At 45.8% G+C, this 15,313-nt stretch carries 10 protein-coding genes; 1 reads left to right on the forward strand and 9 read right to left on the reverse strand.

Annotated elements, in window-relative coordinates; translation table 11 throughout:
• Positions 1 to 134: 134 nt before the first annotated feature.
• From MADE_RS14695 to MADE_RS14715, 5 genes are all read right to left on the reverse strand, one after another.
• Complete coding sequence (locus tag MADE_RS14695) at positions 135 to 959, reverse strand: HDOD domain-containing protein (protein ID WP_023559859.1); 825 nt, start codon at positions 957 to 959, stop codon at positions 135 to 137.
• Positions 960 to 979: 20 nt separating this feature from the next.
• On the reverse strand, positions 980 to 1,276 hold the full coding sequence (locus tag MADE_RS14700) for a DUF1289 domain-containing protein (protein WP_012519413.1): 297 nt from the start codon (positions 1,274 to 1,276) through the stop codon (positions 980 to 982).
• Positions 1,277 to 1,479: 203 nt separating this feature from the next.
• Entirely contained in the window at positions 1,480 to 2,190 is a 711-nt protein-coding gene (locus tag MADE_RS14705; protein ID WP_012519414.1) for an SIMPL domain-containing protein, read from the reverse strand.
• A gap of 177 nt (positions 2,191 to 2,367) precedes the next feature.
• Positions 2,368 to 5,490: an efflux RND transporter permease subunit gene (locus MADE_RS14710; RefSeq protein WP_012519415.1), complete on the reverse strand. Its 3,123-nt coding sequence runs from the start codon at positions 5,488 to 5,490 to the stop codon at positions 2,368 to 2,370.
• A complete protein-coding gene (locus tag MADE_RS14715) occupies positions 5,490 to 6,776 on the reverse strand; it encodes an efflux RND transporter periplasmic adaptor subunit (protein ID WP_012519416.1) in 1,287 nt (428 codons plus the stop codon). The genes MADE_RS14710 and MADE_RS14715 overlap by 1 nt, the downstream gene beginning before the upstream one ends.
• A gap of 436 nt (positions 6,777 to 7,212) precedes the next feature.
• Here MADE_RS14715 and MADE_RS14720 point away from each other — a divergent pair, with 436 nt between their 5' ends.
• Positions 7,213 to 8,283, forward strand: coding sequence for a LysR family transcriptional regulator (locus MADE_RS14720; RefSeq protein WP_012519417.1), 1,071 nt, complete (start codon positions 7,213 to 7,215; stop codon positions 8,281 to 8,283).
• Positions 8,284 to 8,520: 237 nt separating this feature from the next.
• On the opposite strand, the gene MADE_RS14730 is transcribed toward MADE_RS14720, so the two are convergent.
• The 4 genes from MADE_RS14730 to aceE form a co-directional block, all read right to left on the reverse strand.
• Entirely contained in the window at positions 8,521 to 8,718 is a 198-nt protein-coding gene (locus MADE_RS14730) for a hypothetical protein (RefSeq protein WP_012519419.1), read from the reverse strand.
• Positions 8,719 to 8,843: 125 nt separating this feature from the next.
• Positions 8,844 to 10,265: a dihydrolipoyl dehydrogenase gene (lpdA, locus tag MADE_RS14735; RefSeq protein ID WP_012519420.1), complete on the reverse strand. Its 1,422-nt coding sequence runs from the start codon at positions 10,263 to 10,265 to the stop codon at positions 8,844 to 8,846.
• Positions 10,266 to 10,397: 132 nt separating this feature from the next.
• Positions 10,398 to 12,437 carry a pyruvate dehydrogenase complex dihydrolipoyllysine-residue acetyltransferase gene (gene aceF / locus MADE_RS14740; protein ID WP_012519421.1) on the reverse strand — a complete coding sequence of 680 codons (2,040 nt, stop codon included), beginning with the start codon at positions 12,435 to 12,437 and terminating at the stop codon, positions 10,398 to 10,400.
• 21 nt (positions 12,438 to 12,458) lie between these two features.
• Positions 12,459 to 15,134: a pyruvate dehydrogenase (acetyl-transferring), homodimeric type gene (aceE, locus tag MADE_RS14745; RefSeq protein WP_012519422.1), complete on the reverse strand. Its 2,676-nt coding sequence runs from the start codon at positions 15,132 to 15,134 to the stop codon at positions 12,459 to 12,461.
• Positions 15,135 to 15,313 lie beyond the last annotated feature (179 nt).

Raw genomic sequence — 15,313 nt, forward strand, 5'->3', positions numbered from 1 at the left:
ATCTGACTTACGTTTAGCTTTTATAATTTTTAGATTACGTCTTAGTACGACGCTAGTTAAACCAATCCTCTGGAAGAGCTCTGCAACGTTCTTGCTATATGTCGGTAAAGTAACGGAGTTGTCCTACTTAAAGCTCAGTGAATAAGCGCAACAATTTTCGCTGTTTCTTGCTCAGCGTATTCAATTGAATTACTTACCACTTCCATGTCGAGACTTACTTTATTGGCTATCTCTGGAGTAAAAAGTTCAATATTAGCGTAACTTTCTTTCTCAAGCTGGCTTAGGGTAATACGACTTGCCANCGCGAGAACACATATATCAACATCAGAAGAATATTTAGCTTCGTCGTTCATGAACGATACCGGATAGTACAACCCAATAGGTAAGTGCCAATTCTCGAATATGATACCGCTGCAATGGGCAAACGTAAAACCGAAATGCGCTAACTGGTTAACATGTGGCAGCACGTCTTTTCCCGCTTTTTGATAGCTCTGATATCGCTGAGGCTCTTTATTTGCAACCAGTAGCTCGCTGAGGTTTTGAAGGATACCCATGACGAAAAAGCGTTCGGCTCCCCGAACATTTAGCCGCATTGCAAGGCTTTTCGCTACCATGCCGCAATAGACAGAGGCGTACCAGTGCTTGTCTAGGTCGATAAGATCAGAAGTAAAGTGCTTGAAAGCGGTTGTGGCTGTCTCAGCGACAACTAGGTTATAAAGGGCTTCACCGCCAATCACATTAATCGCCTTGGCCACTGTCTCAATTTGGGATGGGAAGCGAAATAGCGAACTGTTCGCTAAACGTAAAACTTTAGCTGTAAGGGAGGGGTCGGCGCTGATAAGCTGCCCAATGTCTTCAGCACTAGAATGCGGATCGTCCAATGTTGAGCGTAAACGTACACACATGTCGGGCAACGTAAAAGATTTTGCGGCAAACGCAACGTACTTATCTAACGACATCTAATAAATCTCTGTCTCTTTTAATTTTTATCGTCTTCTGGCGGTTCGCCAAATAACGTAAACTGTTCGTTCAGTGCTGTATTTTCTTGTAATTCAGCCTTACGCTTTTTGGCCAGCACTGCTTTTTTGCGCCGTACACACGCGCTTATTATCTTGCGTTTGGTTGCGTCATCAACTTTCAGCCAATAAAGGCGTTCATCACGGCTTCGAAAACAACCTTTACAGTAACCTCGGGGGCCGGACTCACACACACCAATACACGGGCTTGGAATGTCGAAAAATTCCAACTGTTGCGAGTGCGGCTTTTGGTCCGTCATTTCAGGCTCTCTACCCCAGGTGAATGTGCTGTGCCCGTTACTTCTGAAATCGTACTACTTCAAATTAAAACGTATTCGAAGACATCTAGCCAGTAGACATTAGCAGTAAATCATATAAACAACACTAAACCGAAATGGCTAAATGCGCAGGCAAGAACACCAGCGCATTTCATGTAAATGCCCTAAAGATCATATCATGATTATCAATCTATAAGGGTGTATTGGATGGTAGACACCACGCGAACCTTTTTGATGTGAGGATGATGACTATCGCGACTTGAGATACTGAACTGCCCTTGGTTAGCACGCTTAATTTTACCTAAGGTACTTTTAGAGTCTTTCGCAAATTTTTCTGCGACTTCACGGGCATTTAACGTCGCCTCTTCTATCATAGTGGGTTTAACGTCATTTAATCGAGTAAATACGTAGTCTGGCTGCGCGCGATAGCTTTGCTCTGATAGCACAATGCCAGTCTTGATAAGCTCCCCAATTTGCTGCATCAGCTCGCGTACCTTTTCCACCTCATCAGAGAAAACAGTAACAGTTTGAATGGCGCTATAGCGAAATGGCGCCTTTTCACTGCTTCCATACTGTTGGGCTAGTTTATCATTTATTTCAGGTTTACCAATGGTGATGCTTTCTGCGGGAATCCCTTTATCTTCTAAAAAGCTAGCTACCTTTATGCTGTTTTTCTCGATATGCTCATAAAGCTGAGGTAAGTCGTTACCGGCATCGACGAACTGAATAGGCCAAATGACTTGGTCAGCGATGTACTCTCGCTCTGATAGCCCTTTCACCGTGACTACCCTGTCCCACGTTTGCATATTGTTCATGGCAGAAGATACCTGAACGCCTAGCAAAGACACCGCAATCACCATGCCCAGCGCTATTACTATTGCTGCACCTATTTTCATTCTAAACTCCGCTTTGTTTACTGTGCTTTCCACTCAACTTACAGGGTATAAGCGAATATAAGCTTTTTAGTTTCACAAAACGAGATAAAAGCTGATCAATGGTGGCAAAAAAAAGGCCACTCAAATGAGTGGCCTAAAGAGCCCCTTAAGAGGGCAACGCTTGGGTAGACGGGAGAGTTAACCTTTGCGCTTTAGCAAATAGTAAAATACAGGGGTAAGGATTAAGCCAAAGAAGGTTACGCCTATCATGCCTGAGAATACGGCAACCCCCATCGCCTGGCGCATTTCAGCACCAGCGCCGGTAGAAATAACCATAGGTAAAACCCCCATAATGAACGCAATTGATGTCATTAAGATTGGACGTAAACGCAAGCGGCTCGCTTCTTTAATGGCAGAAAGCGCATCCATACCACTGTCTTGAAGCTCTTTGGCAAACTCGACTATGAGTATGGCATTTTTAGTGGCAAGCCCTACCAATACAATTAAGCCAATTTGGGTGAAAATATTGTTGTCACCACCGTAAATCTGCACACCTATAAGCGCACTTAGCAGCGTCATTGGCACAATCAGTATGATTGCTAATGGCAAACGCAAGCTTTCATACTGCGCCGCTAACACCAAGAACACTAACAGTACCACCAGCGGGAAAACAAAGGCTGATGCATTACCGGCTAATATTTGCTGATAGGTTAACTCGGTCCATTCGTAGGTCATTCCCAGTGGCAAAGTTTCCGCTAAAATCTCTTCTATCGCCGCTTTTGCTTGGTCAGACGAATAACCAGGCGCTGGGGCACCGTTTATTTCAGCGGTGACATAGCCGTTGTAATGCATAACGCGGTCAGGCCCTGCGCTATGTTGAACGTCTAAGAAAGAACCCAGCGGGATCATCTCTCCTTGGCTGTTTCTAATCTTAAACTGAGTAATATCCCCAATCTCTTGGCGATATTGGGCATCGGCCTGCACATTGACTTGGTATGTTCTGCCAAACAGGTTGAAATCATTGACATACAGCGAGCCTAAATATGCTTGAAGGGTGGTAAATAAGGTATCAATGTTCACCCCCTGACTTACCGCTTTTTCGCGGTCCACATCTACATCTAGCTGGGGGACGGCAACGGTGAAGCTGGTGAATGAACCGGTTAGAGCAGGATGTGCCCATGCTTTGCCAATCACCTCTTGGGCAACACGCTCAAGCGCTTCAAAACCCAAATTCCCTCTGTCTTCTACCTGTAAACGGAAGCCACCAATGGTACCTAGCCCCATTACTGGCGGAGGTGGAAAGATAGCCACATACGCGCCTTTAATAGAAGCAAATTGCTGATTAAGTTTTGCGGCAATCGCGCCCGCCGACAGTTCGGGGGATTGACGTTCATCAAAAGGTTTAAGCGGGGTAAACAAAATACCTGAGCTTGGACTATTAGTGAAACCGTTAATGTTAAGCCCCGGGAAAGCCACTGCGTCAGATACACCAGGGTGCTCCATGGCAATGCGTGACATTTCGCGAATGACCTCTTCAGTTCTATCTAAGCTTGCCGCATTAGGTAACTGCGCAAATGCTACCAAATATTGCTTATCCTGGCCGGGAACGTAGCCGGTAGGCGTCGTTGCAAACTGGTTGTACGTAAGCGCAATAAGCCCCGCATATAACACCACCACAATACCACTCTTACGAATTAACCCACCCACAGCGCCGGTGTATTTTTTTGAGCCTCGCTCGAATACGCGGTTAAAAGGGGTAAACACGAAACGGCCAAACACTTTGTCCATACCGCGGGTTAGCCAGTCGTTAGCTTTACCGTGAGGCTTAAGCAATAGCGCAGACAGTGCAGGACTAAGAGTCAGCGAGTTAATCGCCGATATAACTGTAGATATAGTGATAGTAAGTGCAAACTGTTTATAGAACTGCCCGGTAAGACCACTCATAAAGGCTGTAGGAATGAAAACAGCGGCTAAGACTAGCGTTGTGGCTATAATGGGCCCAGTCACTTCTTTCATTGCCTGAACGGTTGCATCAAAGGGCGACTTACCTTCTGCAATGTTGCGCTCTACGTTTTCCACTACCACAATGGCATCATCTACCACGATACCAATTGCCAGCACCAAACCGAACAATGACAACGCATTAAGAGAGAACCCCATTAGCTGCATAAAAGCAAAGGTACCTACCAATGATATAGGCACGGCAACCAAGGGAATGATAGACGCACGCCATGTTTGAAGAAACAGCACAACTACCAATACAACAAGTAATACAGCTTCAAACAAGGTATCTACCACAGCCTCGATAGAGCCCCTTACAAATACCGTGGGGTCGTAGACAATGTCGTATTCCAAACCATTAGGAAACATTTGTGACAGTTCAGCCATGCGCGCTCGCACATCATCTGATATCTGGATAGCGTTAGAGCCGGGTGCCTGGAAAATAGGAATAGCGGCTGCCGGGTTATTATTTAACAGCGAACGCAAGGCGTAGTTATCTGCACCTAGTTCAATGCGTGCAATGTCTTTTAAGCGTGTAATTTCGCCGTTTTCGCCCGACTTAACGATAATATTTTCAAATTCGGCTTCATCTTTTAAACGGCCGCGCACATTGATAAGCAGCTGAAATTCGCTTGAGCCTGTTGGCTGTGCGCCTAAGCTACCTGCCGCCGCCTGCTGGTTTTGGTCTGCAATAGCAGCTGCTACATCGCCAGGGTTTAATTGGAGTGCAGCCAGTTTGTTAGGGTCTAGCCATACACGCATGCTGAATTCACCCGCACCGAACAGGCGCACTTGCCCTACGCCATTGATTCGCGCTAGCTCATCTTTAACAAACTGGTCGGCATAGTTAGACAGGTATAACATGTCGTAACGGTTATCAGGCGAGGTTAAATGCACCACCATGGTTAAATCTGGCGATGACTTTTCGGTAACAACCCCTAAACGCTGTACTTCCTGTGGCAAGCGCGGTGTCGCGCGGTTAACGCGGTTCTGTACCAGCGTTGTTGCATCATCTGGATCTGTCCCAATGGCGAAAGTGATGGTTAAGGTCATGCGGCCATCGCTGGTTGCCTGCGACGACATATACAGCATGTCTTCAACACCATTAATTTCTTGCTCTAATGGTGTGGCGACGGTTTCAGCAATAACCTCTGGGTTGGCACCCGGGTAATTTGCGGTGACAACCACGGTAGGCGGCACGACTTCTGGGTACTCGGTAATTGGTAGCTGCCACACAGCAATGGCACCACCTATAAAAATAAGTAGGGAAAGCACGCCCGCAAAAATCGGGCGGCTAATGAAAAACTGCGAAATGTTCATTACTTAAGACCTGCTGTTGCTGTACCTGTGGCAAATGAACCACCAGATAAAACATCCTCATACTGCGCCATGTTTTGGGTAACTTGTGATGCGTTATCAACGCGCTGCTGCCAGCTTGATAAGTTTGCCAAAGCATCTTCATCACCCATAGGCACTTCGTTAGCGGCAACTTGGGCACCAGGGCGAACGCGCTGTAAGCCATCAACCACAATGGTGTCGTTTACATTCAAGCCGCTTGTGATGATGCGCATGCTGCCCACTTTGTCGCCTAGCTTAACCGCACGGTATTCCACTTTACTTTCGTCGTTTACAACCAGTACAAACTTATTATTAAGATCTGTGCCAATAGCTTTTTCTTTAATAAGAATGCCCTGTTCATCGGTGTCACCTGCAAGTTTAAGGTGTGCAAATAGGCCAGGAATTAAACGGCCATCTTCGTTGTTAAATACTGCGCGAACGCGCAACGTACCCGTGCTGCCGTTTACTTGGTTATCAATGAAGTCTATTTGGCCCCAGTGCTGATAATCCGATTCATTCGCAAGGCGCATAGCTACAGGTTGATCGCTAACGGCAGTTGATGCTTTTTTATTGCCGTTTGAATTGTCACTCAAATAATTTAAGTAAGTCTGCTCATCAATATCGAAGTACGCGTATAGGCGATCGGTAGAAACAATACGAGTAAGTTCTGTTTGACCTGCAGTAACAAAGTTACCTTCCGTGATATTGGCGCGAGATATACGACCTGAAATAGGCGCTTCAACACGCGCAAAACCGCGATTTAGGCGCGCTACTTCAAGGGCAGCTTGTGTTTGATTTAAACTTGCTAATGCTTGATTCTTTTCTGCTAAACGGGCGTCTAGCACTTCTTCAGACACCGCTTGCGTTTTGCGAAGTTTGAACGCGCGATTATAGTTCTGCTCAGCAAGCTGAACGCGGCTTTTCGCTTCTTCAAGCTGCGCGGTTAAACGGTCAACTTCCGCTTTAAACGTACGGTTATCAATTAGAAATAAAGTTTGGCCTTGCTCGACGTACTCACCTTCGTCAAATGCAACAAAGTCGATATAGCCCGATACACGTGGGCGCAATGCAACGATATGAGGGGACTCTAAGCGGCCGGTAAAATTATCCCACTCGGTTAAACGCTGGGTGATAACCGTAGCCACATCAACAGGCACACCAGCATGTGCGCCAGCGCTCATGGATTGACCTGGATCCTGCTCGTCACCGCATGCAGCGACTAGCGCAGTTAGGCTTACTATTGCCAATAAACGGGTAAAAGTTTTCATTGCAAGATTCTCTAAAAAATTAAACTAAAGTTTGATGCCGCGCATTATGCACACCCCAAAACAATAAAAATAATTATCTTTTCATATGCAACACATCACACGATGTTATATATTGATGCGAATTGAAAAAACGCCTCAAAAGCGTTAATGAAGTGATAAAAAGTGGAAAACTTAGCGTTACAACAAGGTTTCAGGGGCGTAAACTTGAGATGGTATATGTTCGGTTATTTATTAACGTTAGTATTGCGCTAGCTATTAATTTAAATAAAAAAGCGACTAAATATCAGAGCCTTAAATAATAACGAGTGGAATTAAAGGTACTTATCACAAGTATTTTCATGCTGTTTGAAAGCAATGACATAGTACGAGACTTGCTCACAAGCGTTATACTACGTTTAGTTTATATATAATGAGTAAACGATATTTGGAGACGACGATGCGTCCACATGATTTAAATTTATTAATGATTTTTGATGCCATTATGACTGAAGGGGCAATTACCCGTGCAGCAGATAGGCTATCAATGACGCAGCCCGCCGTTTCCAATGCGCTTTCGCGTATGCGCACTGCATGGAACGATGAACTATTCGTGAAAGACGGGCGCGGTATTCAGCCTACCTCTTTTGCTAAAAACTTGTGGAGCCAAATTCAAGGGCCATTGGGCGAGCTTGAGGTTGCAGTAAACCCTACCGACTTTAACCCAGCATCAGCTAAACGTACCTTTCGTATTGCCGCCACCGACAATATTGTCTCTATGGTATGGGGACCGCTGCGTAAGGTTATAGAGAATGAAGCGCCGGGTATCAATATCCACGCTATCCCGAACTATGATATGGAGACGGACAAGATCCTAAAGGACGCCGAAGCCGAACTCACCTTTTCAAAATACCAAGAGCCAGGCTCGGTTATTCGCGCTGAGCACGTGCTTGACCCAAGCTGGGTGGTAGTCATGCGCCCCGACCATCCATTAGCTAAGTCTCAGCTTAGTTTGGAAGACTTTGTAGCGGCCGACCATCTACTGGTTTCAGTAACCGGCGATGTAAGCGGGCCAACTGATCAAGTATTAGCAAATTTAGGCCTTAGGCGCCGTGTTGCTATGTCGGTGAATCAGTTCCACAACGCCACTCCGTTATTAAAAGAGAGTAATCTTATTTGTGTAGCGCCATCGCTTGTAATGGAAAAAGAGATATTTTCTGGCGAGCTGGCCGTGTTTGAAACGCCTATTGAAATCGTCAGTTCGCCGCTGTCAGTGATGTGGCATAAACGTCAAGACCAAGACGCCGGCTTACAGTGGCTTCGCGGTTTAGTGGTAAAGTTTATTCGAGAGCGGGTTCAACGCCACGAAATGTTGCTTTCTCAATGCTGTCGCAAGGCGTACTGCGCTGACACGGTGAAGCGTTTTATGGATGAGAGAAACATGGACTGTGAAGGGTTTACGCCAGCACATTTGAGCACGCCGAGTAATGATGAAGAAGCAAAAGTGATAACTGGGAAGGAAACGGCCTAATCTGTTTCTAAAAAGTAGTTTAGTGTGGCTAGCCAGCTAAGGGCTTCGCTTTCACAATCGCAAAAATAACAGGCAATACTTGCGGCTTTATAAACTCGCTCAAATTGACTTTTCACGAGCGCTGGAATGTCTGCATGGGTAGTAACAAAGGCACATGCTTGCATTCCATATTGCTTTCTCATCCGTACCGAATCTATTAACGCGTGCTCGGCGTCAGGGGTTAATATGCCTACGCCTTTAACAGATATTAAAAAACCCCAGGGCTGCCCACCTAAAGGCAAAGCGAGCTTTTTTTACATCTTCGTGATAAAGTTGGAATAACGCTTTTGTTACTACGCCTTTACCGTCTAGGCGAATAATGTTCCCCTGTAGTTCGATGCTGTATTCACCGTGTTTTGACTGTACTTTAATTGGATCTGTGATTTTTTCCGACATCTACCACCGCTTACTATTTACTAGCGTCCTAAATTTTCGTTTGAAATTAGCACGTGAATTAAAAGCATAGTACAAAAAAGCCCGCTTAGAAGCGGGCTTTCAAAGTATTTTTAAAAGAAGCTATGTTACTTCTTTTTCTTCGCTTTAGGGTTTGGCAGGTCAGTAATGCTTCCTTCGAAGATTTCAGACGCAAGACCAATAGACTCGTTAAGCGTTGGGTGAGCGTGGATAGTCAATGCTACATCTTCAGCATCAGCACCCATTTCAATAGCTAGGCCAATTTCGCCAAGCATTTCGCCCGCATTTGTACCAACCATTGCGCCACCGATAACACGGCCCGTTTCTTTTTCGAAGATCATCTTGGTCATACCGTTAGTTGCATCAGATGCAATGGCACGACCTGAAGCAGCCCATGGGAACGTTGCTGTTTCGTAGCTTACGCCCTGCTCTTTCGCTTCTTTTTCAGTTAGACCAACCCAAGCAACTTCTGGCTCAGTGTACGCTACTGAAGGAATAGCACGTGGGTCGAAGTAGTGCTTCTGTCCAGCAATTACTTCTGCAGCAACGTGACCTTCGTGAACCGCTTTGTGCGCAAGCATAGGCTGACCTACAAGGTCACCAATTGCAAAGATGTGGTCAACGTTAGTACGCATTTGCTTATCAACATTGATAAAGCCACGGTCGTCAACGTTTACGCCAGCTGCATCTGCGCCAACTAGCTTGCCGTTTGGCTTACGGCCAACAGCAACAAGTACTTTGTCGTAGCGTACTGGCTCTGCAGGCGCTTTCTTGCCTTCAAACGTTACATATAGACCATCATCTTTAGCTTCAACCGCAGTAACTTTGGTCTCAAGCATGATGTTAAATTTGTCTTTGTAGTCTTTCATGAATACTTTCATGATGTCTTTGTCAGCAGCTGGAATTAGCTGATCTAAGAATTCAACTACATCGATTTTTGAGCCAAGTGCTTCGTATACTGTACCCATTTCTAGACCGATGATACCACCGCCTAGTACTAGCATCTTCTCTGGAATGTCTTTCATTTCCAGCGCGCCAGTTGAGTCGATTACGCGGTCATCTTCTGGGATAAACGGTAGGCTTACAGGCTCAGAACCCGCAGCGATAATCGCTTTCTCGAAAGTAATAGTAGTAACGTCGTCACCATTTTTTACTTCTAGGGTATTTGCGCCAGTGAACTTGCCGTAGCCTTGTACATGCTTGGTTTTACGCATTTTAGACATACCGCCAAGACCGTTTGTTAGTTGGCTAACAACACTGTCTTTATATTCGCGGATTTTATCTAAATCGATGGTAGGCTCGCCAAACGTGACACCGTGGTTTGCAAGGTGCTTCGCTTCTTTCATCACTTTTGCAACGTGAAGAAGGGCTTTTGAAGGAATACAACCAACGTTAAGACAAACACCACCAAGCGTGTCGCGTGAGTCTACGATAACTGTTTCAATACCTAAGTCAGCCGCACGGAATGCTGCTGAATAACCGCCAGGGCCGCCGCCCAGTACCACCAATTGCGTTTTAATTTCGCTCATTGTGAACCTCAATCCTGTTCTTGTAGGGTCATGCTATTACTTTTACGTAATAGCATAACCTAAATGCCACCAAATGGGCTTATAAAATCGTCGAAAATGTTACTGATATTGTAAACTTTTTCGACATTTTACTTAAAGTATGATTCTGCGTAAGTCAGTTAGGTTTGCAGCAACCTCAGTAGAGAATCTTGCACCTACCGCACCATCGATTACTCGGTGGTCGTAAGACAAGCTTAGCGGCACCATTAAGCGCGGCTCGAACTCTTTACCATTCCACTTAGGCTTCATCTCAGACTTAGACACACCTAATATGGCGACTTCTGGTGCATTTACAATAGGCGTAAACGCCGTACCGCCAATACCACCTAGGCTAGAGATAGTAAACGTACCACCCTGCATGTCAGCCGCTTTAAGCTTACCTTCACGGGCTTTCTTCGATGTTTCGATAAGCTCGCGAGAAAGTTCTTCAATGCCTTTCTTATTCACGTCGCGAATAACAGGAACTACAAGGCCGCCCGGTGTTTCCACCGCAATACCAATGTTAATGAACTTCTTGATAATTAAGCTTTCGCCGTCGTCAGACAGTGATGAGTTAAATACTTCGTATTTCTCAAGGGCTTTCGCTACCGCTTTCATTACGAATACTAGCGGCGTAATCTTAAGACCAGACTTAATCTTCGCGTGGTAAGCGTTTTGCTCTTTACGGAAATCTTCTACGTCTGTGATATCGGCTTCATCAAACTGCGTAACGTGCGGAATCGTCGCCCAGTTACGGTGTAAGAACGGGCCAGAAATCTTCTGAATGCGCGAAAGCTTTTGCTCTTCAATTTCACCAAACTTGCTGTGATCAACAGGTTTAACTGGCACAATTTGAAGTACGTTGTCGCCTACTGGTGCGCTGCCAGAAGCGGCTGCTGTGCGAGGTTTCGCCAGCTCAGCTTTCACGTAAGCTTGAACGTCTTCTTTCAAGATACGGTTTTTAGGGCCAGAGCCGCTAACTTGAGTCAGGTCTACACCAAACTCGCGAGCAATACGGCGAACCGAAGGTGAAGCATGTGCTTTACCTGTATTCTTAGCTTCTGGCGCTGGCGGCACAGGAGAACGGCCTTGAGAGGCTTCTTGCTGTGACGCTTGTTTAGGTGCTTCTTGCTTAGGCGCTTCAGCAGGCTTTTCTGCTTTAGGTGCTGATGGTGCCTGTTCAGATGAGCCACCGCTATTTTCTAGCTTAACAACTAATGTGCCTTGCTTAACTTTATCGCCTGTTTTGATAAAGACTTCTTTAATGGTACCTGCGTGCGTTGAAGGTACATCCATGGTGGCTTTATCAGTTTCTAGCGTAATCAGGCCGTCTTCTTTTTCAACGGTATCGCCTACCGATACAAGCACGTCGATAACGTCAACTTCACCGTCTTCACCAATGTCTGGTACAGCAACTTCGATAGTTTCGCTACTTGCAGACGCCGCAGGAGCTGACTCTTGCTTTTCGCTTTCCTGCGCAGCCGGTGCAGATGCTTCAGAAGAAGCATCGCTAGAAGCCGATTCACTTGAAGACGAGCTTGAACCCGCTATTTCAAGCTTAATAACAACTGTGCCTTCTTTCACTTTATCGCCAGTACTGATGAATACTTCTTTCACTGTACCTGCATGTGTTGAAGGAACGTCCATCGTTGCTTTATCGGTTTCCAGGGTAATAAGACCATCTTCTTTTTCGATGGTGTCGCCCGCTGAAACCAATACATCGATAACGTCAACTTCGTCGTCAGAGCCAATATCCGGTACTGCGACTTCAATCACTTCACTGCCGCCAGACGCAGCTGGTGCTGCCTCTGACTTGCTTTCTTCTTTCGGTGCTTCATCTTGCTTAGGCGCTTCTTCTTGTGAAGCGTTGTCTGAAGATGATTCTTCAGCGGTGCTCTCATCAGAACTGTCGCCACCTGCAGCCTTCATTTCACCAATCACATCGCCTTCTTTGATTTTATCGCCTACTGATACAGACAGACTTACAATTTCACCTTCAAACGGTGCTGGGATGTCCATTGACGCCTTGTCACTTTCAACAGTAACAACGCCTTCATCGGCTTCGATGTTGTCGCCTACGGCAACACATAGCTCGATAACTTCAACTTCGTCACCGCCTACGTCGGGTACGATAATCTTTTGAATATCTGACATATGTAAAATACCTTATCTGGCTTACGCGTAAAGTGGGTTAAGTTTTTCAGCGTTAATATCAAAACGCTTAATGGCTTCTGCTACCACTTTCTTCTCAACGTCGCCGCGCTGAGCCAATTCGTAAAGTGATGCAACCACAATGTATGACGCATTAACTTCAAAGTGAGTACGCAAGTTTTCACGGCTATCACTTCGACCGAAACCGTCTGTACCTAGGCAGCGGTATTCAGTTTCAATGAACGCGCGTACTTGGTCTGAGTAGTTCTTCACATAGTCAGTGGCAGAAATCGCAGGGCCTGCGTCTTTCGTAATTACCTGACCAATGTAAGGTACTTTTTGCTCAGCTTCAGGGTTTAGCATGTTCCAGCGTGCTACGTCTTGACCTTCACGGGCTAGCTCGTTGAACGAGGTCACAGAGTAAACGTCAGAAGATACGCTGTAGTCTTCACACAGAATCTGTGCCGCTTTACGTACTTCGTTTAAGATAGTACCTGAGCCCATTAGCTGTACGTTAAGCTTAGACTTGTCGTTTTCAACGCGCTCAAGCTTGTAAATACCTTTAATGATTTGCTCAGCAACATCATCACCTTCTGGCATTGCAGGGTGCTGATAGTTCTCGTTCATTAGTGTTAGGTAATAGAAGATGTTTTCGTTGTTACCGTACATGCGACGCAGACCGTCTTGAACAATAACCGCTACTTCATAACCGTACGTTGGATCGTAAGTAATACAGTTAGGAATTAGGTTCGCCTGAACGTGTGAATGACCGTCTTGGTGCTGTAGACCTTCGCCGTTAAGCGTAGTTCTACCTGCTGTTGCACCTAGTAGGAAACCACGTGCTTGGCTATCACCCGCTGCCCATGCAAGATCACCAACACGTTGGAAACCAAACATTGAGTAGTAAATGTAGAACGGAATAGTGGTAGCGTTACACGTTGAGTACGACGTACCTGACGCTACCCACGATGCCATTGCACCTAGCTCGTTGATACCTTCTTGAAGTACCTGACCTTTCTTATCTTCACGATAGTAAGCGACTTGGTCGGCATCTTGAGGTACGTATTTCTGACCTTCGTTGGCATAAATACCTACCTGACGGAATAAGCCTTCCATACCGAATGTACGGGCTTCATCAGGAATGATTGGTACTACACGCTTACCAATTTTCTTATCTTTCAACAATGCGTTAAGTACACGTACAAACGTCATGGTTGATGATACTTGACGGTCGCCAGAACCTTTTAAAATAGCATCGAATGCGCTTAGTTCTGGAACTTCTAATTGCTCTTCGGCCTGTTCGCGACGAGAAGGCAGGTAACCACCTAGCGCTTCACGACGTGCGCGAAGGTATTTCATTTCTTCGCTGTCTTCGTCAAACTTGAAGTATGGTAGTTCTTCAATTTTCTCATCAGCTACTGGAATGTTGAAACGGTCGCGGAACTGCTTGATTGATTCAACGTCCATTTTCTTCACGTTGTGCGCTACGTTTTGCGCTTCACCTGAAGAACCTAGACCGAAACCTTTAACCGTTTTAGCAAGGATTACTGTTGGACGACCTTTGGTATCGATGGCTTTTTGGTAAGCTGCAAATACTTTAACTGGGTCGTGACCACCACGGTTCAAGCGCCAGATGTCATCATCAGACATATTTGCTACAAGCGCCGCTGTTTCAGGGTACTTGTTGAAGAAGTTCTCACGAGTGTACTTACCGCCTTTGGCTTTACAGTTCTGGTATTCACCGTCTACCGTTTCACCCATAAGCTGAATCAGCTTGCCCGATTTATCGCGAGCTAGTAGTTCATCCCAGTAACTACCCCAGATTACTTTCACTACTTCCCAGCCTGCGCCGCGGAACGTACCTTCAAGTTCTTGGATAATTTTGCCGTTACCACGTACCGGGCCGTCTAGGCGCTGTAGGTTACAGTTGATAACAAATGTTAGGTTGTCTAGGCCTTCACGAGAAGCAAGACCAATTGCACCTAAGCTCTCTGGCTCATCACACTCACCATCACCCATGTAGCAGTATACGCGCTGACCTGAACAGTCTTTAATACCACGGTTAGTTAGGTACTTAAGGAAGCGTGCTGTATAGATAGCTTGAAGTGGACCAAGACCCATAGATACGGTTGGGAACTGCCAGTAGTCTTTCATCAAGTGAGGGTGTGGGTAAGATGATAGACCATCGCCAGCACACTCTTGACGGAAGTTATTTAACTGCTCTTCAGTTAAATTGCCTTCCATGTAAGAACGGGCATAAATACCAGGAGAAATATGGCCCTGTGCAAAAATAAAGTCGCCGCCTTGATTTTCGTTAGGCGCTTTAAAGAAGTGGTTAAAGCCTACATCGTAAAGCATAGCCGATGATGCGAAGCTACCAATATGGCCACCAAGCTCTAGGTCTTTTTTCGATGCACGCAATACAATCATTAGTGCGTTCCAACGAATAGCGGCACGGATGCGCGCTTCGATGGTCAAGTCGCCAGGCATGTTTGGCTCTTGCGCTGCAGGGATAGTATTGATGTAGGCAGTAGTAGCGTCATACGGTAAATGCGCTCCGCTGCGACGTGCTTTATCAATAAGTTTTTCGAGTAAATAGTGGGCGCGTTCTACGCCTTCCTCTTCTAAAACCGACTCAAGCGCATCAATCCACTCTTTAGTTTCTTGAGGATCTACATCTTGGTGCATCATATCAGACATGGTGCCATCCTATTTTTTGCTTATATAGAAAATCCTCCCTTAGCATTGCCTCTATCTTAAAGGCGCTAAAAGAAGGAAAACTAAATTACGTTGTACTCACAGTGACCCAATCTGGCTCACCTGCTTTTGCAGTGGCACAGGAAAAACCTGACCGGCCTCTGCGAATGAATAGTTACCTA

Origin of the sequence: Alteromonas mediterranea DE (assembly GCF_000020585.3) — a bacterium.
Taxonomy (GTDB): Bacteria; Pseudomonadota; Gammaproteobacteria; order Enterobacterales; family Alteromonadaceae; genus Alteromonas; species Alteromonas mediterranea.

Coding starts and splice junctions, on each gene's coding strand:
- MADE_RS14700 (WP_012519413.1), bottom strand. CDS start 1,276: ATGACGGACCAAAAGCCGCACTCGCAACAGTTGGAATTTTTCGACATT.
- MADE_RS14705 (WP_012519414.1), bottom strand. CDS start 2,190: ATGAAAATAGGTGCAGCAATAGTAATAGCGCTGGGCATGGTGATTGCG.
- MADE_RS14710 (WP_012519415.1), bottom strand. CDS start 5,490: ATGAACATTTCGCAGTTTTTCATTAGCCGCCCGATTTTTGCGGGCGTG.
- MADE_RS14715 (WP_012519416.1), bottom strand. CDS start 6,776: ATGAAAACTTTTACCCGTTTATTGGCAATAGTAAGCCTAACTGCGCTA.
- MADE_RS14720 (WP_012519417.1), top strand. CDS start 7,213: ATGCGTCCACATGATTTAAATTTATTAATGATTTTTGATGCCATTATG.
- MADE_RS14730 (WP_012519419.1), bottom strand. CDS start 8,718: ATGTCGGAAAAAATCACAGATCCAATTAAAGTACAGTCAAAACACGGT.
- lpdA (WP_012519420.1), bottom strand. CDS start 10,265: ATGAGCGAAATTAAAACGCAATTGGTGGTACTGGGCGGCGGCCCTGGC.
- aceF (WP_012519421.1), bottom strand. CDS start 12,437: ATGTCAGATATTCAAAAGATTATCGTACCCGACGTAGGCGGTGACGAA.
- aceE (WP_012519422.1), bottom strand. CDS start 15,134: ATGTCTGATATGATGCACCAAGATGTAGATCCTCAAGAAACTAAAGAG.